The 22366-nt window shown below is 37.2% G+C and carries 20 protein-coding genes; 18 read left to right on the forward strand and 2 right to left on the reverse strand.

The genetic code is table 11. The features are described 5' to 3' along the window. The first annotated feature begins 179 nt into the window (after positions 1-179). The 5 genes from AN964_RS05695 to AN964_RS05715 all read left to right on the forward strand — a co-directional run bounded on the left by AN964_RS05695 (position 180) and on the right by AN964_RS05715 (position 4582). Positions 180-782 carry an RNA polymerase sigma factor gene (locus AN964_RS05695; protein ID WP_055738773.1) on the forward strand — a complete coding sequence of 201 codons (603 nt, stop codon included), beginning with the start codon at positions 180-182 and terminating at the stop codon, positions 780-782. Further along, on the forward strand, positions 775-1281 hold the full coding sequence (locus AN964_RS05700; RefSeq protein WP_055738774.1) for an anti-sigma factor family protein: 507 nt from the start codon (positions 775-777) through the stop codon (positions 1279-1281). The genes AN964_RS05695 and AN964_RS05700 overlap by 8 nt, the downstream gene beginning before the upstream one ends. Before the next feature lie 12 nt (positions 1282-1293). Further along, the gene (locus tag AN964_RS05705) at positions 1294-2133 is read left to right on the forward strand and encodes a bactofilin family protein (protein WP_055738775.1); all 840 of its coding nucleotides are present in this window, start codon (positions 1294-1296) and stop codon (positions 2131-2133) included. Between the two features lie 290 nt (positions 2134-2423). Next, positions 2424-3653, forward strand: coding sequence for an MGDG synthase family glycosyltransferase (locus AN964_RS05710; protein ID WP_055738776.1), 1230 nt, complete (start codon positions 2424-2426; stop codon positions 3651-3653). Positions 3654-3859: 206 nt separating this feature from the next. Then, entirely contained in the window at positions 3860-4582 is a 723-nt protein-coding gene (locus AN964_RS05715; RefSeq protein WP_055738777.1) for a polysaccharide deacetylase family protein, read from the forward strand. A 74-nt stretch (positions 4583-4656) separates the two neighbouring features. Here AN964_RS05715 and AN964_RS05720 read toward each other — a convergent pair whose 3' ends face one another. Continuing rightward, positions 4657-5949, reverse strand: a complete 1293-nt coding sequence (locus tag AN964_RS05720) for a VTT domain-containing protein (RefSeq protein ID WP_055738778.1) — start codon at positions 5947-5949, stop codon at positions 4657-4659. Positions 5950-6271: 322 nt separating this feature from the next. On the opposite strand from AN964_RS05720, the gene AN964_RS05725 reads away from it, so the two are divergent. Next, positions 6272-6856, forward strand: a complete 585-nt coding sequence (locus AN964_RS05725) for an undecaprenyl-diphosphatase (protein WP_055738779.1) — start codon at positions 6272-6274, stop codon at positions 6854-6856. A 154-nt stretch (positions 6857-7010) separates the two neighbouring features. Here the strand turns inward: AN964_RS05725 and AN964_RS05730 are convergent, their stop codons facing one another. Further along, positions 7011-7247: a ferredoxin family protein gene (locus AN964_RS05730; RefSeq protein WP_055738780.1), complete on the reverse strand. Its 237-nt coding sequence runs from the start codon at positions 7245-7247 to the stop codon at positions 7011-7013. 357 nt (positions 7248-7604) lie between these two features. On the opposite strand from AN964_RS05730, the gene AN964_RS05735 reads away from it, so the two are divergent. The 12 genes from AN964_RS05735 to uvrA all read left to right on the forward strand — a co-directional run bounded on the left by AN964_RS05735 (position 7605) and on the right by uvrA (position 22163). After that, on the forward strand, positions 7605-8300 hold the full coding sequence (locus AN964_RS05735) for a response regulator transcription factor (protein WP_055738781.1): 696 nt from the start codon (positions 7605-7607) through the stop codon (positions 8298-8300). Between the two features lie 2 nt (positions 8301-8302). After that, positions 8303-10075, forward strand: a complete 1773-nt coding sequence (gene pnpS / locus AN964_RS05740; RefSeq protein WP_055738782.1) for a two-component system histidine kinase PnpS — start codon at positions 8303-8305, stop codon at positions 10073-10075. Between the two features lie 261 nt (positions 10076-10336). Beyond that, positions 10337-11254, forward strand: a complete 918-nt coding sequence (locus AN964_RS05745; RefSeq protein ID WP_055738783.1) for a phosphate ABC transporter substrate-binding protein — start codon at positions 10337-10339, stop codon at positions 11252-11254. Between the two features lie 259 nt (positions 11255-11513). Further along, on the forward strand, positions 11514-12419 hold the full coding sequence (gene pstC / locus AN964_RS05750; RefSeq protein ID WP_055741154.1) for a phosphate ABC transporter permease subunit PstC: 906 nt from the start codon (positions 11514-11516) through the stop codon (positions 12417-12419). Beyond that, positions 12419-13303, forward strand: coding sequence for a phosphate ABC transporter permease PstA (gene pstA / locus AN964_RS05755; protein ID WP_055738784.1), 885 nt, complete (start codon positions 12419-12421; stop codon positions 13301-13303). The genes pstC and pstA overlap by 1 nt, the downstream gene beginning before the upstream one ends. A gap of 22 nt (positions 13304-13325) precedes the next feature. Then, a complete protein-coding gene (pstB, locus tag AN964_RS05760; protein WP_055738785.1) occupies positions 13326-14156 on the forward strand; it encodes a phosphate ABC transporter ATP-binding protein PstB in 831 nt (276 codons plus the stop codon). A 34-nt stretch (positions 14157-14190) separates the two neighbouring features. Continuing rightward, positions 14191-14961, forward strand: coding sequence for a phosphate ABC transporter ATP-binding protein PstB (gene pstB, locus AN964_RS05765; protein WP_055738786.1), 771 nt, complete (start codon positions 14191-14193; stop codon positions 14959-14961). 51 nt (positions 14962-15012) lie between these two features. After that, positions 15013-15669, forward strand: coding sequence for a phosphate signaling complex protein PhoU (gene phoU, locus AN964_RS05770; protein WP_055738787.1), 657 nt, complete (start codon positions 15013-15015; stop codon positions 15667-15669). A gap of 353 nt (positions 15670-16022) precedes the next feature. After that, the gene (locus tag AN964_RS05775; protein WP_055738788.1) at positions 16023-16667 is read left to right on the forward strand and encodes an HD domain-containing protein; all 645 of its coding nucleotides are present in this window, start codon (positions 16023-16025) and stop codon (positions 16665-16667) included. Between the two features lie 94 nt (positions 16668-16761). Next, entirely contained in the window at positions 16762-17010 is a 249-nt protein-coding gene (locus AN964_RS05780) for a CsbA family protein (RefSeq protein WP_055738789.1), read from the forward strand. A 286-nt stretch (positions 17011-17296) separates the two neighbouring features. After that, a complete protein-coding gene (gene uvrB, locus AN964_RS05785) occupies positions 17297-19276 on the forward strand; it encodes an excinuclease ABC subunit UvrB (RefSeq protein WP_055738790.1) in 1980 nt (659 codons plus the stop codon). A 7-nt stretch (positions 19277-19283) separates the two neighbouring features. Further along, a complete protein-coding gene (gene uvrA, locus AN964_RS05790) occupies positions 19284-22163 on the forward strand; it encodes an excinuclease ABC subunit UvrA (protein ID WP_055738791.1) in 2880 nt (959 codons plus the stop codon). Positions 22164-22366: the final 203 nt, after the last annotated feature.

Genomic DNA, 22366 nt, shown 5'->3' on the forward strand with positions numbered 1-22366 from the left:
TATAAAGCAGCAGTTAATGTGTTTGCTAAATCTTGCGTCGAAGATTACGAATTCCGTTCGAAAGAGCTGCGGCACTTGCGCTTTTTTAATAGGGAAATTTTTAAAAAAAGACGTGAACTTTTTCGAGATATTAGATGTCTTTTAATATAACAATCCATTATTAGGACTGTAGGAAACGAATGGATGTATCGTCAATTGCTGATTGGCTTTCGCTTTTCTTTCAAGGAGTTGAAGCTGTGGACCATGAATTAACGCTATTAATAAAAGAAGCAAGGGGTGGCAGTGAAGAAGCATTTTCAGCGCTCGTCTCGAGATATAAAGGTCAAGTATTCCGGCATGCATATGCGATGATGAATGACCGCGGAGAGGCAGAGGATGTTGCACAGGAAGCCTTTGTGAAGGCGTTTTATTCTCTAAGTAAACTAGATAATGATTTTGCCTTTGTTTCTTGGTTAACAAGGATTGTATCCAATTTATGTTATGATAGGCTTAAAAAAAACAAAAAAAATAAATATGTGCAAATGGAAAATTTGGAGCAAAATTCTCTCCGCCATTCTTCTTCTCCAATCGATAGTTCAAACACAAAGCTCATCATCCAGGAAGCCATGAAAAAATTATCTTTCGAGCATCGATCAGCGCTCGTTCTTCGTGATGTACAGGGCTATTCATATGAGGAGATTAGCGGGATTTTGAAAATTCCTATTGGAACAGTAAAATCCCGAATTAATACAGCTAGAGGTATTTTAAAGAAGGAACTTTCCAGAGGTGATGAAAATGAGTGAACATGTTGATGAACTCCTCTCCGCTTATTTAGACGATGAATTGAGCGAAAAAGAAAATATAAAAGTAAAAAATCATCTAGCTTTATGCAGCAGATGTGATACTGCACTTCATGAATTACAAGAAATAAAACAGGGAATTTCTTTATTATATGGATCCATCGAGATTCCTGATTTTCAATTTGAAAATGCCGTAATGGCCAAAATCAAGGAGATAAATCCTGTCAATTCCATTTACTATAAATGGATTGTAGGGTTGCCGACTTTATTCTTGGCAATCACCATCGCTATCTGTTTATTTGCTTTTAGTGATATTTTATTTGTAGGAGTGACAGTTGTTTCTGAAATGATTAAAATTGCAGTTAGTTTGTCACATGCATTTGTTTCGGTTCTATCGTCCATTCCATTTCTATCAGAAGTTTTTGCTATAACAACGATTATCATCGTTGGATTATCCGTTTGGTCCGTTCGCTATTTGTTACGGACAAAAACAGCAGAATAAGGGGATGTACGGATGAAAGGATTTAGGGTTCTTTTAAGTTTTATGGTGATGGTTATCATTTCCGCTCTTTTGCTGACACCAGTGTTAGCGGACGAAAAAAATATTGTCAATCAAAAGGAAACGATCATTCCCAAAAATGAAAAAGTAGAAAATGTCATTGTTCTAGGTGATAATGCAACCATCAATGGGGAAGTCAGGGTAGCAGTCGTTGTGATTAATGGAAATTTACAAATTAATAAGACTGCTAATATAAAAGGTCCGGTCCTCGTCATTGGCGGTCAAATTAATCAAGAAATAGGTGCCAAGGTGACAGAGCCGATTATTTCATTGAACTTGAATGATCAAACGAAAAATAGTTTTATCCTTGGCGGCTTATTGTTTTTGGCATCGTGGATTACTCGTCTTGCACTAAGCATTCTCCTAGTTCTTATAACGGTTATTGCTGGAATTGCAACGAAGCATAAATTTAATTCTCTTCCGGAAGGACTTACGATGAAGCCGGGAAGAATGATTATTACAGGGTTTATTTCCAGCCTTGCACTTTTTGCGATTAGTGTCTTATTAACCATTTTAATTATTGGAATCCCAATTGTAATTATCATTTTAATTGGGGTCATTATTTCTCTTATTGCCGGACTAATTTTTTTAAGCGGACAGTTGGGAAGTCAATTGAAACTATTTGAAGGAAAACCAAAATGGTTAGTGCTTTTAGCTGGATCCTCATTCATTGTGGCTGCGATAAACTTTCCGCTATTCGGTGGGATCATTTTATTAATCATTTCATGGTTTTCATTAGGTTTAACCGTGTCATGGCTGTATTATAAATTTACTACAAAAAGAAAAAAGTCGTAGACCATTTTTTTAAAATTTCTAAACGAAGCATAGTTGTTGATTCACAATATAAATCTATTGACGATAATGATTGCGCACGATCCTATTGGTATAAGAAAACTTTAATCAAATCCTTAGCTAATGTTAAGGGTTTTTTTATGTTTTAGTAATAAATTTAATTATAAAATGAACTTTTAACAGAGCAGACAAGTCTATTAATAAGAATCCTTTAAATTTCAAAGGATAATACCAAAGAATATATCCTCCTTTTTATCTTTTTAAAGATTTAAAGGCAAAAGAGGAGATTTAATATGGTTATGAAAAAAAAGGAAAAAATTTTGATTTTATCTGGATCATTTGGTCAAGGACACCAACAAGTAGCAACTGCCATTAAAGAGGCTGCCGAGCTTCGTCTTCCGAACTTTGAGTCTATCGTGGTAGATTTTATGGCTTGGGCCCACCCAAATGTTTATCCGATTAGCCATTATGTATATATGAAAAGTATTCAAAAGCTACCGCAGCTTTATGGTTATTTATATAAAAAAACACATGATCGAAATGCTTTTTCATTGGGTTTAAATAATATAATGTCAGCGGGAATGGGAAAAATGTTGAAGTTATTACAACAAATCAGACCGACAGTTGTAGTAAGCACATTTCCTTTTGCTGCGGGTATTCTTTCTAAATTAAAGGAATATGGACTTACGAATGTTCCATTGGTAACTGTCATAACGGATCATTCGACACATAGCTATTGGATTCATCCGTTTACCGATCATTATATTGTTGGCTCAAATGGTGTTAGACAGGAATTAATTCAATTAGGTATCACCGGAGAACAAATCACTTGTACAGGTATACCAATTCGAACAAAATTTCTTCAACCGATGAAAAAGGAAGCATGGGTTCGAAAACATGGATTAAATCCAGATCTTCCAACCATTTTAATTATGGGTGGCGGAGATGGATTAATTGGAGAAGAACTTTTAAATGCGGATACATTGGACACCTTGCCTTTTAAAGCTCAATTTATTATTTTGTGTGGAAGAAATGAAAAATTACGGAAGCAATTAGAAGAAGGACTTCATTCTTCCAAACATCATATACTTTTATTCGGATATATTGAGCATGTACAGGAACTAATGGCTATTTCAGATTTAATTGTAACGAAGCCTGGCGGAGTTACAACCTCAGAGGCCATTGCAATGGAACTGCCGATGATACTGTATAAACCTCTTCCTGGCCAAGAACAGGAGAATGCTTTATTTTTAACAAAAGCAGGAGTTGCCGTAAAAGCAAAGAGTGGATCCGAAATAATTGCATCCATTTCAACCGTTTTAAAAAATCCTGCCGTAGTGTTAAGCATGAGAGACAATGCGAGAAATATTAATAGAAAAGAAGCTGCATTTGATGCGGTTGACATTATAACCGAGTATATGATGAATCAAAGACCCTTTTATGAAGCGGAATTATCGCCCATGACAAAATGGAGAACAAATCGCTTATTGAAACGAGAAGGTGCTTTTTATAGTCATATTTAATGCGAAAAGAGGAAGCGCCTGCCCATTGATGTACAAAATATCGGGCCTCGACGCATGATTTAGGAAACACAGTGAGGAGTATAGGAGCTAGTAAAATTTGAAATCTAATTTTACCTGATGTTAACTTATCATAGGGTAGAGACCCGAAGTTTGCGAGTCGATAGGCGCTGGGACTAGACATTACTAAGGAAGGGATGTAATTTCAGATGAGGGTATTGTTTCTAATCCTTGCTATTATTCTTTTATATACCGTAGTTCCCTATATCCTATCCACATGGCTTGGGATAGGTGTTCTTCGTAAGGACAAAGCAAAATGCGGGGTCGCTTTTACTTTTGATGACGGCCCAGATCCGAAATATACTGCACAGCTTCTGGACTTACTAAAAAAACATCGAATCAAAGCAACCTTTTTTGTAGTTGGTTCGAAAGCGGAAAAAAATCCAGAACTAATTTTAAGAATGCATCATGAAGGCCATTTAATTGGTATTCATAATTATGTGCATCGTTCCAATTGGCTGATGATGCCTTGGACGGTTAGACGAGATTTAGAAAAATCAGCCGCAATCATTGAAGGTATCACCGGCGAAAGGCCAATTTACTACCGTCCTCCATGGGGATTGATGAATTTCTTTGATTTTTTCTTAATTGGTAAATTTCAATTAATATTATGGTCAAAAATGTTTGGAGATTGGCGCAGTAAAGGCGGAAGTAAAAAAATTATTCACGGCATATTGAATCATGTAAAACCTGGAGATATTATTTTATTGCATGACAGCGGTGAAACTTGGGGAGCAAATGAGGACGCCCCTTCCTATACAATTGAAGGATTAAAGCATGTTTTCACTGCATTAAAAAAACAAGGCGTTCAATTCACACGAATTGATGAAATTGCAGGAAATAAGCTTCATATAAGACAATCACATATATAGACCACTTAGGAGGCTGGACATTTTTGTTCGGTCTTTTTTTTTATAACAAAAAGAACCCGCAGCTTTACGGGTTCTTATTTCGTAGTGGAGGATTGCTTGATTAAATTCAATAATCTCGAAAGTTCAATTAACAAAATAACTAAGCAAATCCACACGCCGCCAAACGTATATCCTGCAACAAGATCGCTCGGATGCTGATATCCTAGATAGATATGGCTTGCGGTAATAACAAGCATGATTAATATTTCTAAACTGACAATGATGGTGTTCAACAAACTGTTTTTACTATGTCTGACAACAACATACATAAAGAAAGCATATATTACTATGGTTAGCAAGGTTTCCTCACTCGGGAAATTTTTACTGACTACTTTTCCTGTCGTTATCATATTAAACAGGAAAGGCAGCCCTTTACTTAATAAAACACCACCAATAATTCCGATTACATAGTACTGATATTCCAATAATTTATTTTTCCCTTTTATTCCGATCCAAATAACAGTAAGGATGCCAACGGCTAAAAGAGATTGCCATGATGTTAATCTGCTGAAGATTTTCATTAAATGGGTCCAATTTTGGTTGAATGCATATAACACAACCGTATTTGCAATTGTATTAAACTGCTGGAACTCGTTTCCGATAAAATCATCTATTAATCCGATCATTAAACTAAATAAAGCGATAAACAAAACGGTGATAAAAAAAATAAGTAATTTTATTTTAATAAAGCTTCTAAAACGCATAAATGTATGAACAAATAGAAGAATTAAATTTTCTTTGATTTGAGTCTTGTATGTTTTGATTAGGAAATACAGTAAATAAATAATTCCGATAACCACACAACCGATAATGACATAGATCTTTGCCTGCTGGTGAAATTGCTCCCATTTAGGTCCAAAAATTTTGCCCAGGAAAATAAATGTACCTACCCATAGAAATACGCCTATATAAGCAAAAATTGCATATGATTTAAAGGAAATTCTTGTAACCCCGGAAAAAAGACTTGTTACATGGCGAACCCCCGGGATGAAGTAGGAAAATAATAATAATCTTTTTCCATATTTTCGATGCCACTTCGACATTTTTTCAATTTTGTCCGGCCCCATATGAATTTTACTGCCATATTTATTAAAGAATGGAGCTCCTAGCTTATACCCAATCCAATAGGAAATCGTTACCCCAATAATACCTCCAAGTCCACCAAACAGGATGGTTAAGAATAAATTCAGCTTTCCCTGGTATACTCGAAACCCAACGTAACTCATAAGTATTTCATTCGGGATTGGTATTATAATCAGCTCTAACATTAGCGAAAAAAACAATACGATATAACCGTACTGGTCTATTAAATGAATAAGTAAATTCATTTTTACTCCTCCATGCCTAAAAACAATTTACTATTAAAATGACGGATTATGGAACGCGAAAGTTCAAGAAAAATGTAGTTTTATTTGGTTTTATTCTGTAAAATGATATGTATTCCACTATTTAGTGTGGGTGTATTGGGCTTATCATAAACCCAATTATTAATGGGTAATTTTTACACTTTCAATATACATGAACTTTTTGTTTAATAATAGAGTCTTTATATTGTTAGACAAAAAAATTATTAAAAGAATAATGAAACATTTTAAAGAGCATTTCCGTCATAAACGGGATAAAATAAATTAGAAAGTAGGAATTAATGGAATGAATTACCAACTATTTCAATCAATCCACAATTTATCTGGTCATTCTACTATTTTAGATGACATCATGATTTTCTTCACGAATTATGCTCTTGTCCTTTATGCCATTTGTTTGCTTGGAATTTGGTTTTTGGGAGGAAACAAGAGCAAAAGAAACGCGTTATATGCGCTAGGGACAGGAATTGTTGCTTTAGCGGCAAATCTTATTATTTCTAAAATTTATTATGAGCCGCGTCCATTTGTTACGCATCATGATGTCCATACATTAATTAAGCATGCGGAAGATGCATCCTTCCCAAGCGATCATGCGACAGGTTCATTTGCCATTGCCTTTGCATTATGGGCTCGTAATCGCAAAATTGGGGTGCCGATGATTATTTTAGCGATCATAACTGGTTTTTCACGCGTTTGGGTAGGGGTGCATTATCCATTCGACGTAGTCGGAAGTATTATTGTAGCGGCAATTGTTACTTTTATCATATGCAAATTAGAAAGATTCTTAAATCCTATTTTGGATGCCATTATCAAGTTTTACAATTCCTTATTTGGCCGCAAATCAAAAGGAGATTACAAAAAGTCAATCTAAGACGTGGACCACATTTTAAAAGAGTACCCACAGAGTAAAATTTTTTAAAATTCCTAAACGACAAAGAAAGGGCTGTTTATATGAACAGCCCTTTCTTTGTATGTAAAAAAATAAAACGCTCAACTATCCAGTTGAGCGAATGTCATAAGTATTATTATGAGCTAAAGTGTTGGCGTGCTTTTTCTAAGAATGGTAAATCCTCATCAAGCAATTCTTCCTCATGGAAGATTGCGTCCACTGGACAAACCGCTTGGCAAGCACCGCAGTCGATACAAATATCAGGGTCAATGTAAAATTGATCTTTTCCTTCTGCAATACAATCGACCGGACAAACCTCAACACATTCAGCCGCTTTTTCACCTGCACATGGGAATGTAATGACATAAGCCATAATGAAATAACCACCTTTTCCTTGAACCTATTTACGAAATCCGTTCTGTCTGAATTTCTAATGTAGGTAAATATTTTAAAGAGATATGTTTGAATTTGACATACCCCTAAGATTATCCTTCTATATATTATCATATTTTAAAGTAATTAAATTAATCTTAACTTATTTTTCTAGTTCATAAAATGTTTTTTTAGAAATTTTTTTCTAAGTGCCATTTGTTTCTAATAAGTATTATTGGATGAAAATAGATTATGTGGATAATTTTATACGCTTTTATCAAATCAGAAATTTCTTTCCCATTTAGTTACAACATTGTAGAATGAAATCGAATAGGTCTATCATGGAGGGGATTAAGTAGTGACGAAAATTTTAGTTGTAGATGATGAATCTTCTATTGTGACATTGTTGAAATTCAATTTGGAGCAAGCAGGTTTTACTGTAGTTACAGCTCTAAATGGAAAGGAAGGCTACACCATCGCAAGTCAGGAAGAACTGGATCTTATTGTGTTAGATTTAATGTTACCTGAAATGGATGGTATGGAAATTTGTAAGTCACTGCGTCAAGAGAAAATAAACACTCCTATCTTAATGCTGACAGCTAAAGATGACGAATTAGATAAAATCCTTGGGCTTGAGCTTGGAGCTGATGATTACTTAACTAAGCCGTTCAGTCCTCGAGAAGTTGTAGCGAGGGTAAAAGCAATCCTCCGCAGGACAAAAATAAATGAAGAAAGTGAAACCACCGTTGAAAAGGTTTTGAAAATAGGAGATCTGGAAGTTTTGCCAGATCAATATGAAGCACGCTTTAAAGGAATAAAGCTTGAATTAACTCCAAAGGAATTTGAGTTATTGTTATATTTAACACAGCATTCTGGAAAAGTACTAAGTAGAGACCAATTATTGAATGCTGTTTGGGATTATGATTATGCAGGAGATACACGAATTGTAGATGTACATATCAGTCATCTTCGCGAAAAAATTGAAGAAGACACGAAACAGCCGCAATATATCAAAACGATAAGAGGATTCGGTTATAAAATGGAAGGAATGTAAACATGAAAAAGCTTTGGCTCCGTATTTCGCTCACATTCTTAATCCTTTTGTTTTTTGTTTTACTGGCAATGGGTTTTTTTATTGCGGATATGATGAAAAAAACTTATATGGATATGACACGGCAACAATTATTGCAGGATGCCAATTTAGTGTCAAAAGTGATCGATGTATCCAATGTTACGAATGATAATCCTTCCTTACAAAAATCGGTGGAACGTTTTTATGCAAAAAATCAGCCGAGGATTACCATCATAAATACCTCCGGAAAGGTTTTAGCTGATTCAGAGGATGATCCAAGTAAAATGGAAAATCACTCTAACCGACCGGAGTTTAAAAATGTGGTGGAACAGCATAAAAAGATGGGGGAATCCGTTCGTTATAGTCATACATTGGGATTTAATATGATGTACATGGCGATCCCCATTCAGCAAAACCATAAGATTATCGGTGTTATACGCGCTGCCTATACATTAGGAAAAATCGAACAGGCTATCGTGAAGCTTTGGATTAGCCTTGGACTTGCTATGGGAGTTACGCTTATTTTGTCCAGTATCATTGGTATAAAATTAGCAAAGGGCATTTCCCGTCCTATTGAGGATATTATCCATGTTGCAAGAAAATTATCCGAAAACGACTATAGCAGCAGGGTTCGTTTAAAAACGTCGGGTGAAATAAGAGAATTGTCTCACGCAATAAATGTTTTAGCCATCAGTTTGCAAAAACAAATGAATGAAATTCGTGAAAATCAGCAACGTTTAACTGGTGTGTTGACCAATATGGTCAGCGGTGTGATGTTAATCCATCCTAACGGCAGAATTGCGCTTGTCAATCCGGCTATGGAACAAATCATTGGAGCAAAAGCATCTGATTTAACAGGAAAGCTGCATATCGAAGCGGGAAAAAGCTTTGGTTTAAGCCAATTAATTGAACGTTCTTTAAAACTGGGCATTAAAATTCATGAAGAGGTGTCTATCTATTTTCCAAAGGAAAGGATATTAGATGCACATTTTGCGCCACTTTTAGGTGTTGACGGAGATATTAATGGGGTTATTACCGTTTTGCATGATATTACAGATATAAGGCGCCTAGAAAAAATGCGAAGTGAATTCGTCGCAAATGTTTCCCACGAACTGAAAACACCTGTAACGTCAGTAAAGGGCTTTGCAGAAACCTTACTGGATGGAGCTATGTATGATGAAAAATTATGTAGGTCCTTTCTGCAGATTATTTACGATGAAAGTGATCGTTTACATCGTTTAATTGCAGATATCTTACATTTATCAAAAATCGAGCAGCACCAGCTTCCGTTACATCCGGAAATTATCAATATCGTGGATGTTATCAATGAAACAGTAGAAACACTGCAAGAAGAAGTGAGTAAGAAGGATATTGATATAAAGCTTCCTGATACTAAGGAACTATATATGGAAGCGGAAAAAGATCGCATTAGGCAAATCATTTTAAATTTAGTTGCCAATGCTATTACTTACACTCCAGAGCATGGGATGATTGAAATAAATGTGGAAGAAAAAGCTTCCGATGTAAAATTGATTGTAAAAGATACAGGCATAGGCATTGCGGAAAAGGACCTTCCAAGAATCTTCGAGCGATTTTACCGGGTGGATAAAGCACGTTCCAGAAATTCCGGTGGAACAGGACTCGGATTAGCAATTGTAAAGCATCTTGTTGAATCTCATCGCGGAGTTATTGAAGTGGAAAGTCAAGAAGGAAAAGGAACACAATTTACTATTACATTACCGAAGAAACAATCATGAGGACTAATCTATTCGATAGATGGTCCTTTTTTTGTATACACATATAGGTCTCTTGTTCTAATTCGGGCCATTCAAGGGCAATTTCGTGCCGTTCCATACTGTTTTCGGTCTGTTCAATGAACATCACCATTATTTCAACCCGAAAAACAAGCTTTAACGCCTTTACAAACTCTTAACAATTCATTAATACCACATTAACACCCTAGTAGTATCTTAAACTTGTAAGGTTGATAATCCAAAATTACTAGGGGGCACAAACAAATGAGAAAAAGATTAGTAGCAATGCTAGGAATGTTATTAATGTTTGCTTTTATAGCAGCAGGATGTGGAAACGGTAATTCTACAAATTCTAATGCTTCCTCATCTAATAACAATAGCGATGGAAATAAAAAAGAAGCAGTGAGTGGTTCTATTACAGCAGTTGGATCTACAGCGATACAACAACTTGTAGAACAGGCTGCTAGTCAATATATGGGTGAAAATGCCGGAACTACTATTAACGTTCAAGGTGGCGGTAGTGGGACAGGTATTAGTAAAGTTTTTGAAGGTGCCGTTGACATTGGTAACTCTGACGTATTTGCTGAAGAAAAAGGTGTAGATGCAAGTAAACTTGTTGATCATAAAGTAGCTGTAGTTGGAATGGGCCCTGTTGTTAACAAGGATACTGGCGTTAAGGATATTAAAAAAGATGATTTAATTAAAATATTCACTGGAAAAATCACGAACTGGAAAGAAGTTGGCGGTAAAGATGAAAAAATCGTCATCATCAACCGTGCTGAAGGATCTGGTACAAGAGCCGTATTTGAAAAAACGGCATTAGATGGTGCAACTCCAGTGAAATCACAAGAACAAGATTCATCAGGTACAGTACAAAAAATTGTCAGCCAAACTCCAGGTGCGATTAGTTATCTAGCATTCTCTTATTTCAATGATACTATCCAGCCATTAAAAGTAGATGGAGTAGAGCCAACGCAAGCAAATGTAGAAACAAACGATTGGAAAATTTGGGCTTATGAACATATGTATACAAATGGTGAACCAAAAGGACTTACAAAATCCTTCTTAGATTATATGTTAAGCCCTAGTGTACAAGATTCTCTTGTTCCTAATCTTGGCTATATTCCATTGACAGGAATGAAAGTAGAACGTGATGCACAAGGAAAAGTAACACAAAAATAAGCAAAACATTGGCCCCTTCACCCGAGTTTCTCGATGATTGGGGTCTGATGTTCTTTATATGTCTAGCGCAAGCAGCCATCGGCTAGCAGATTTCTAGGTTTCCTTCCTGCAGATAAAACAACAGCTTGTGAACGACCTAGTTAATTATTCATTATCTCGCATGGGACTACGAAATCCACACGCTAGAGCTGCGGCGCTTGCTCTTTTCTAATAACCTCTCATGAAAGGGGAAACCATTTTGGAAGTAAAAGAAGTTAAAATGACAGAAAAATGGAACTCAACAACAAAGATCTGGACAGAACGTCGTGGACGCATTCTTACTTTTTCATCTGTCTTTATTATGATATTGGTAGCAATTTCTATTATCTCTTTCGTGGCTACAAAGGGTCTCAGTACTTTTTTTGTGAATCACGGAAGTTTTGTTGATTTTATCACCGGCAAGAACTGGTCACCTGGAAAAGTAGATCAATTAGGAAAACCATTAATCGGTGCTCTTCCGTTAATCGTTGGTTCCTTTGCCGTTACTTTTTTAGCCGCGCTTATTTGTGCCCCGTTATCTATAGGTGCTGCTGTCTTTATGACAGAGATATCTCCGAAATTCGGCAAAAAAGTTTTGCAGCCAGTGATTGAACTTTTAGTGGGGATACCATCTGTAGTATACGGATTTGTTGGTTTATCGATAGTTGTTCCTTTCCTCAGAAATACTTTTACAGGAAGCGGGTTTGGAATTCTGGCAGGAACCATTGTGTTAGCAGTCATGATTTTACCAACGATTACAAGTCTTTCAGTCGATGCTATTGAAGGAGTCTCTAATTCTCTGCGGGAAGCATCTCTATCTTTAGGTGCAACACGCTGGCAAACCATCTTTCGTGTTATTTTAAAAACAGCGCGTCCCGGCTTGTTAACTGCTATTGTATTTGGGATGGCAAGAGCCTTTGGGGAAGCATTAGCGGTTCAAATGGTAATTGGGAATGCATCCATTCTTCCTCATTCATTGGTTGAGCCTGCATCAACCTTAACCAGTATATTAACAATGGGAATGGGAAATTCCATCATGGGTCAAGTCGAAAATAATGCACTTTGGTCCCTTGCACTAGTCTTGTTATTCATGTCTTTATTCTTTATCTTAATCGTCCGCATTATAGGCAGAAGGAGGTCCTATTAATGAACGCAAAAATAGCAGATCGTATCGCAACCGCCGTTTTTTATCTAATCGCAGCTTTCATTATTATCCTTCTGGCAGGCTTACTTGGATATATTGTTTTAAAAGGAATTGCCCATATCAATTGGCATTTTATTACCTCTCCGCCGCAAGCAGTGCAGGCTGGAGGCGGAATTGGCCCGCAATTGTTTAATTCCTTTTATCTATTGATTTTAACAATGGTCATTAGTATCCCCCTTTCACTTGGAGCAGGGATCTATATGGCTGAGTATGCGAAGAAAAACGCTTTTACATCTATATTAAGAACAGCAATTGAGGTTCTTTCCTCACTGCCGTCCATTGTTGTAGGACTTTTTGGATTTTTGTTATTCGTTATTTACATGGGCTGGGGATTTTCCATCCTTTCTGGAGCACTTGCCTTAACAGTGTTTAATCTTCCTTTAATGGTTAGGGTTGTCGAGGATTCAATTAGAGCGATACCTGGAACCCAAAGGGAGGCAGGGTTATCTCTTGGAGTTTCTCGCTGGGAAACCATTAAGCATGTTTTGGTTCCAGCCGCTATACCAGGTATTGTCACTGGGATTGTATTAGCGTCAGGAAGAGTTTTTGGAGAGGCTGCCGCGCTAATTTATACAGCAGGTATGAGTTCGCCTATTCTGGATTTTACAAATTGGAATCCATTTAATCCTGCTTCACCGCTTAATCCATTAAGACCTGCTGAAACACTCGCCGTTCACATTTGGAAAATTAACGGGGAAGGTATTATGCCCGATGTAGCAGCCGTATCAAGCGGTGCCTCAGCACTTTTAGTAATTGTTATTTTAATCTTTAATATTGGCGCACGCTGGATTGGAAAATTACTTTACAAACGGATGACATCGGCGTAATGCCAGAAAGGAGAACGAAGCTATGGTTTCCACTGTATTAAAAAAGGAAAAAAACCCTCCCATTTATTTGGTGGAGGATACTCCAATAGAAAAGCCAAAAGAGATTGCAATCGGAACAGAAGATATTAATGTTTTCTATGGCAAGCATCAAGCAATCTATGATGTATCCATTCCTTTCTATAAAAATCAGGTTACAGCTCTAATTGGTCCATCAGGCTGCGGAAAATCTACTTTCCTGCGCAGCATCAATCGGATGAATGACGAAATTCAAGGCTGCCGGATAGAAGGCAAAATCCTTTATAACGGAATGAATTTAAATGATTCGAATGTTAATGTATTTGAAATTCGAAAAAATATTGGGATGGTTTTTCAAAGACCGAATCCATTCCCGAAATCCATATTCGAAAATGTGGCATTTGGACCAAGGCATCACGGTGAAAAAAATAAACGGGTCCTCCAAGAAATCGTGGAAAAAAGCTTGAAGAAGGCTGCACTTTGGGATGAGGTAAAGGATCGTTTACATCGTTCTGCATTAAATTTGTCTGGGGGACAACAGCAGCGCCTTTGCATTGCCAGAGCCATTGCGATGGAACCGGATGTTTTGCTGTTAGATGAACCTGCTTCTGCACTGGACCCCATTTCAACAGGAAAAATAGAAGAATTGATTACAGAGTTAAAAAATGATTATACAGTTGCCATCGTTACTCATAGCATGCACCAAGCCGCAAGGATTTCCGATCAGACTGCTTTTTTCTATATGGGAAAACTAGTTGAATTCGGTGCAACGAAGGATATGTTTACAAATCCAAAGCAAAAGCAAACAGAGGACTATATCTCAGGAAATTTTGGATAATCCATACACAATTTTATTAAAGTAGGTGAAATAAATGACACTGACAGCTACAGCTTCTATTATTCAAACAGACTCTTTAAATGTATATTACGATGATTTTAAGGCGCTTAAAAACATTCAATTAAACATGAAAGAAAAAGCAGTTACTGCACTTATAGGGCCATCAGGCTGCGGAAAATCTACTTTTCTGCGCACATTAAACCGCATGAATGACTTAATTTCGGGATTTCGGGTGGAAGGAAATATTTTTATCAAAAATGAAAATATTTATGATACGAAAGTGGACGTCGTTGATTTACGCAAGCAAGTAGGCATGGTATTTCAACGACCTAATCCGTTTCCTATGTCTATTTACGATAATGTTGCATACGGCCCGCGCATTCATGGGATTAAAAATAAAGTTGTGTTAGATGAACTAGTAGAGAAGAGCTTAAAAGCCGCTGCACTTTGGGAAGAGGTAAAAGATCGCTTGAATACCTCTGCTATGGGGCTTTCTGGTGGACAGCAGCAACGGCTTGTTATCGCCAGGGTTTTGGCTATTCAGCCGGAAGTTATTTTAATGGATGAGCCTGCAAGCGCACTTGATCCTATTTCAACATCTAAAATTGAGCAGCTTATTTTGGATTTAAAAGAGAAATATACGATTGTTATTGTCACCCACAGTATGCAGCAAGCCGCACGCGTGTCAGACGAAACCGCCTTTTTTCTAAATGGTGAAGTAGTAGAATTCGCCGAAACGAACAAAATTTTTACCAATCCTCAGAAACAACAAACGGAGGATTATATTACCGGCCGATTCGGATAAGGAGCTAGACGTAGACAATTTATCAAAAGGATATTGAAGGGAGAAATGACGGTGGCTAGACGTATTTTTGAGGATCGACTGACAGAGCTGCATGAAAATCTATTGAAAATGGGACTTTTAGTAGAAGAAGCAATTTATAAGGCAATTAAGTCTTTAGTGGAGAAGAATAATGAACTTGCATTAGAAGTTGTTTTGGATGATCAAAATATTAATGATTTAGAATTACAGGTGGAACAAAAATGCTTTGAATTGATTGCAACACAACAGCCAGTAGGAACGGATTTACGCCGTATTGCCACAATGCTCAAAGTATCATCTGACCTCGAACGGATGGGCGACCATGCTGTAAGTATTGCCAAGGCGACCATTCGGTTAAAGGATGAAACGTATATAAAACCTTTAATTGACATTCCTAAAATGGCTGAAATGGTGAAGGAAATGGTTCATGAAGTTTTAAATTCATATGTGGAACTAGACCGCGATGCTGCCGTTGATGTTGCCAAAAAGGATGATATGATAGACAAATACTACTCAAAGATTTTCTTGGAATTAGTAGATATCATGAAAGAAAATCCAGCTTGGATTCATCAAGCCTCACATCTCCTTCTAGTGGCTCAGCATTTAGAAAGAATCGGGGATTATGTTACGAATATTTGTGAGTGGATTGTTTATTTGAAAACAGGCTCCCTTATCGACTTAAATAAATAAAAACTGCTGAACCTCATCCTGGATTTGATGAGGTTTTCTTGGTGCTAAGGAATTTATAAAATTGAACCTTGTGGATAACTTTTGGAAAAGTTGTCTACGTCTAGCTTCAAGTGAAATTGGCAGTTCAAATTTCACCAGCGCCTATCGGCTAGTGGATTTCTCCGTCTCCTCCCTACGATAAGTCAACATCAGTTCGTGAACTACCTCACTGTGTTTCCTTTATCTCGAGGTGAGCGACTACGAAATCCATACGCCGATGGGCAAGGCGCTTGCGCATTTGTTCTTTATATTTTTGGTTTTCCTTCATTTCATGATACAATCACAAGAAATAATTAAAGAGAAGGATGATGATAATGGGTGTTCATCAATATTTTAAAAGTTTATCGGATTTGGAAAAGCTATACCGATGTCCTGGTAAATTTAAATTTCAGGAGCATTCAGTTGCAAGTCATTCTTTCAAGGTAACAAAAATCGCTCAATTTTTTGGAACGGTGGAGGAACAAGCCGGGAACAAAGTAGATTGGAAATCTTTATATGAAAAAGCCTTAAATCATGATTATAATGAGCTTTTTACAGGTGATATTAAAACCCCTGTTAAGTATGCCTCCAAAGAATTACGGGATTTATTTAGTCAAGTCGAGGAACAGATGTCAAAAAAATTTGTTTTAAGAGAGTTTCCCAAGGAATTTCAATCCATCTATTTAGAACGGTTTAAGGAAGGCAAGGATGATACATTAGAAGGAAAAATTTTATCTGTAGCAGATAAAGTTGATTTACTTTATGAATCATTTGGCGAAATTCAAAAGGGTAACCCGGAAAGCTTATTTCAGGAAATCTATGAAGAATCCTTGATGACCATATTAGAATTTAAAGAAATGGTGAGTGTTCAATACTTTTTAAAAGAAATTTTACCTGACATGCTAAATGAAAAATTCATCGAGCATAGTGAATTGAATAGCATTACAAAGAAAATCATTAAAGCAAACCTTTCCGATTAATTTTCACTTTTCCATTACCGAATTTTTGGTTATGATATAAACAGTGAAAGGTGCAAGTGAATTTAGCAATTCAAATTTCACCAGGGGGATGTGTATGATCGAAAAAATAATCGCCGCCATTTTCTTGCCGGGAATACTGGTGGTTTTTTTCGCAAGGGTTACATACAGTAAAATAATTGGACTCCTGTTAACGGTTGGTTTAATTGTTGCTTCTGTCTATAAGGGGTATACTCATACAGAATTACTGTATATTATAGATGCAGCCTCGTTAACAGCCGGATATTTCTTTGCCAATAAATTGGGTCCTAAAAAACATAAAAAACAACAAAATCACAACGCTTAATGCACATAATTATTTGCCGCATTAAGCGTTTTTTCTGCTTTGATTTTACTTGCATTATATAAGGTTGAATAACAGAAAAAAACTTTGATAAATAGTAATGTTGATGTTTGTACCTCTTGTATATTGTGTGGATATATAAGGCTATAAATCAGCAATAAGAAAAACCGAAAATTTGTTCGCTTTTTAGTGGTTAAAAGTTTACTATTTGTGGTAGAATAATGATTATGATCATGTATGGAGTATGACAAAAAAGATATATTTCTAGAATGGATGGGAGGTTAAGGAAATGAACGGTCAATTCGAGCTTATTTCAAAATATCAGCCACAAGGAGATCAGCCGGGGGCAATTAAGCGAATTGTGGATGGGATTCATTCCGGTAAAAGATATCAGACATTGCTTGGAGCCACTGGAACCGGAAAAACATTTACCATTTCGAATGTAATCAAAGAAATAAACCGGCCAACATTGATTATTGCACACAATAAAACATTAGCCGGTCAATTATATAGTGAGTTTAAAGAATTTTTTCCAAATAATGCTGTTGAATATTTTGTAAGCTACTATGATTATTACCAACCAGAAGCTTATGTACCTCAAACTGATACTTATATTGAAAAAGATTCAAGTGTGAATGATGAAATTGATAAATTGCGCCATTCAGCTACATCTTCCTTATTTGAAAGAAATGATGTTGTGATTATTGCCAGCGTTTCGTGTATTTACGGTTTAGGTTCGCCTGAGGAATATCGGGAAATGGTGCTTTCCTTAAGAACTGGAATGGAAATAGAACGGAATCAATTACTTCGAAAGCTTGTAGATATTCAGTATGCAAGAAATGATATTGACTTTCAGCGCGGAACCTTCCGGGTTAGAGGAGATGTTGTAGAGATTTTTCCTGCATCCCGTGACGAACATTGCATCCGCGTAGAATTTTTCGGAGATGAAATTGATCGAATTCGGGAAGTGGATGCATTAACAGGAGAAATTATTGGAGATAGAGATCATGTTGCCATTTTCCCAGCATCCCACTTCGTGACACGTGAAGAGAAAATGCGTGTTGCCATTGAAAATATTGAAAAAGAATTGGAAGAGCGGTTAAAACAGCTGCGTGAAAACGATCGTTTGCTGGAAGCGCAAAGATTGGAGCAACGTACGAGATACGATCTTGAAATGATGAGGGAAATGGGATTTTGCTCTGGAATTGAGAACTATTCAAGGCATTTAACACTGCGCCCTCCAGGCTCGACTCCATATACTTTATTAGACTATTTTCCAAAAGATATGCTGATTGTCGTGGATGAGTCCCATGTGACCCTTCCGCAAATTCGCGGAATGTATAATGGGGACCAGGCAAGGAAACAAGTGTTGGTTGACCACGGATTTCGTCTGCCATCTGCACTAGACAATCGCCCGCTTACGTTTGATGAATTTGAGGAGCATATCAGTCAAATTGTGTTTGTTTCTGCAACTCCCGGACCATATGAATTGGAGCATTCACCGGAAATGGTTGAACAAATTATCCGGCCTACTGGATTGCTTGATCCTACCATTGATGTCCGCCCAATTGAGGGACAAATTGATGACCTATTGGGAGAAATTAATGAACGTGTAAAACGTAATGAACGGGTTCTCGTTACAACGTTAACAAAGAAAATGTCCGAGGATTTAACGGATTATTTAAAGGAAGTTGGCATTAAGGTGCAATATTTGCACTCAGAAGTAAAGACGTTGGAACGAATTGAGGTCATTCGCGATCTCCGTCTCGGTAAATATGATGTATTAGTAGGAATCAACCTTCTTCGTGAAGGACTTGATATTCCTGAAGTTTCATTAGTAGCAATCCTTGATGCGGATAAAGAAGGGTTTTTACGATCCGAACGTTCCCTCATACAAACTATTGGCCGTGCTGCCCGTAATGCAAACGGTCAAGTAATTATGTATGCTGATCGCATAACAGATTCAATGGAGAAAGCGATAGAGGAAACAAAACGCAGGCGTACTGTTCAAGAAGAATACAATAAGAAGCATGGCATTACACCTACTACGATTCAAAAGGATATTCATGATATAATCCGTGCAACCCATGCTGCCGAGGAGCAAGAAGAATATGCTCCAAAGGAAAAATCGAGAAAGTTAACGAAACAAGAGAGAGAAACATTAATGGCAAATCTCGAGAAAGAAATGAAAGAGGCCGCAAAGGCGCTTGATTTCGAACGGGCAGCCCAGCTTCGTGACACACTTTTAGAATTGAAAGCGGAAGGATGATGCCTTTATGGCAAAAGATAAAATAATAGTACAGGGAGCAAGGGCCCATAATTTAAAAAATATTGATGTCGAAATACCGCGTGATAAACTTGTCGTTGTTACAGGTCTTTCCGGATCAGGAAAATCATCTCTTGCTTTCGATACGATTTATGCAGAAGGACAAAGACGATATGTAGAATCCTTATCTGCTTATGCAAGGCAGTTTTTAGGACAAATGGATAAGCCGGATGTGGATGCGATTGAAGGCTTATCTCCAGCTATTTCTATTGATCAAAAAACAACAAGCCGCAACCCTCGCTCAACAGTTGGAACCGTAACCGAAATATATGATTACTTACGCCTTTTATTTGCGCGTGTCGGCAGACCAATCTGTCCGAATCATGGGATTGAAATTACCTCTCAAACAGTGGAGCAAATGGTTGATCGTATAATGGAATATCCGGAAAGAACGAAGCTGCAAGTGTTAGCACCCATTGTATCCGGAAGAAAAGGTGCTCACGTTAAGGTATTTGAGGATATTAAAAAGCAAGGATTTGTCAGGGTTAGAGTAAACGGAGAATTACTTGATCTTGGGGAAGATATTAATCTGGAGAAAAATAAAAAACATTCCATCGAAGTGGTAATTGACCGGATTGTTGTAAAAGAGGGTGTTGAAGCCCGCTTGGCGGATTCCTTGGAAACAGCATTGCGGCTAGCGGATGGAAAAGTAATTATTGATGTTATTGGGGAAGAGGAATTGCTCTTCAGTGAACATCTTGCTTGTCCGCATTGCGGTTTTTCCATCGATAAAATGGAACCACGGATGTTTTCTTTTAATAGCCCATTCGGCGCCTGTCCTGAGTGTGATGGTTTAGGAACAAAGCTTGAGGTAGATGTGGAACTCGTTATTCCTAATTGGGATATTTCTTTAAAGGAAAATGCTATTGCTCCATGGGAACCAGTCAGTTCACAATACTATCCGCAGCTTTTAGAAGCAGTCTGCAATCATTATGGGATCGATATGGATATACCTGTAAAGGATATACCGAAGCACCAAATGGAGAAAATTTTATACGGATCAGGTGATGAATCCATTTATTTCCGATATGAGAATGATTTCGGTCAAATAAGGGAAGGAAATATTCGTTTTGAGGGTGTAATCCCAAATGTGGAACGCCGTTACAAAGAAACAAGCTCGGATTATATTCGAGAGCAGATGGAAAAATATATGGCACAACATGCGTGTCCAAAATGTAAAGGATACAGGCTTAAGCAAGAAACGCTTGCCGTCAAAATTAATCATAAACATATCGGAGAAGTATCTGAGCTTTCCATCGAAAATGCGGATCATTTCTTTAACAGCTTAGAGCTTACAGAAAAAGAAATGAAAATCGCCAACCTAATTCTTCGTGAAATTAGGGAAAGACTAGGGTTTCTTGTTAATGTCGGTTTGGAATATTTGACGTTAAGCAGAGCAGCTGGTACTCTCTCTGGTGGGGAAGCACAAAGGATCCGGCTCGCTACCCAAATTGGTTCCCGTTTAACAGGCGTACTTTATATTCTTGATGAGCCGTCTATCGGCTTACATCAGCGTGATAATGACCGTCTAATTGGTACTTTGAAAAATATGCGTGACATAGGAAATACATTAATTGTCGTAGAACACGATGAAGATACAATGCTTGCGGCAGACTACTTAATTGATATTGGCCCTGGTGCGGGGATTCATGGTGGTGAGATCATTTCTGCAGGCACTCCTGAACAAGTAATGAATGATCCGAAATCATTAACCGGTCAATATTTATCAGGGAAAAAGTTTATTCCTCTTCCGATTGAAAGAAGAAAACCGGATGGACGCTTCATTGAAATTAAAGGAGCAAAGGAAAATAACTTAAAGAATGTAAATGTAAAATTTCCACTCGGAACGTTTATCGCTGTTACAGGTGTTTCAGGCTCCGGAAAAAGTACACTAATAAATGAGATTCTGTATAAGACATTAGCTCAAAGACTATATCGTTCGAAAAGCAAGCCTGGTGAGCATAAAGATATTAAAGGCATCGACTACCTTGAAAAGGTCATTGATATTGATCAATCACCGATCGGCAGAACTCCACGCTCGAACCCAGCAACCTATACTGGAGTATTTGATGATATACGTGATGTTTTTGCCGCCACCAATGAAGCGAAAATTCGCGGATACAAGAAAGGTCGTTTCAGTTTTAATGTTAAGGGAGGACGGTGTGAGGCATGTCGAGGAGACGGGATTATCAAAATCGAAATGCACTTTCTCCCAGATGTCTATGTACCGTGCGAAGTTTGCCATGGAAAACGATATAATCGTGAAACATTAGAAGTAAAGTACAAAGGAAAAAGTATTGCTGAAGTGTTGGATATGACCGTGGAGAATGCTCTTGAATTTTTTGAAAACATCCCAAAAATCAAAAGGAAATTACAAACGATTGCAGATGTTGGATTGGGGTATATTCAACTTGGCCAGCCCGCGACAACTTTATCAGGTGGAGAAGCACAAAGGGTGAAGCTAGCATCTGAACTTCACCGCCGCTCAACTGGCAAGTCTTTCTATATATTAGATGAACCGACAACAGGACTTCATGTAGATGATATTGCTAGACTTCTTGATGTTCTGCAACGATTAGTAGAGAACGGTGATACGGTTCTTGTTATTGAACATAATTTAGATGTCATCAAAACAGTAGATTACATTATTGATTTGGGTCCAGAAGGAGGATCTAATGGGGGAACCATTGTTGCAACAGGCACACCGGAAAAAATTGCCGAGGTTCCGGAATCCTATACGGGAAAATATTTAAAGCCTGTGCTGGACAGAGACGCTATAAGAATGGAAAAAAAGGTTCAAAACCTTGAAAAAGTCACCTCATCTATGTGAAAGCAATTTCGACTTTAAGTCGAAATTGCTTTTTTTCTATGTAAACCAATACTGCAAGATGGTCAATGACAAAGGGCTAACAATAAAATAAAATATTGGTTCAATTAATATATTTGTATAAAATTTTGATGCTAGACTAAAAAGTGGACACAGATTGTTATAATAAATATATCAATTATAATGAGGTGTGTCCGTATGGCAAA

This window comes from Heyndrickxia shackletonii (assembly GCF_001420715.1).
Lineage (GTDB): Bacteria > Bacillota > Bacilli > Bacillales > Bacillaceae_C > Margalitia > Margalitia shackletonii.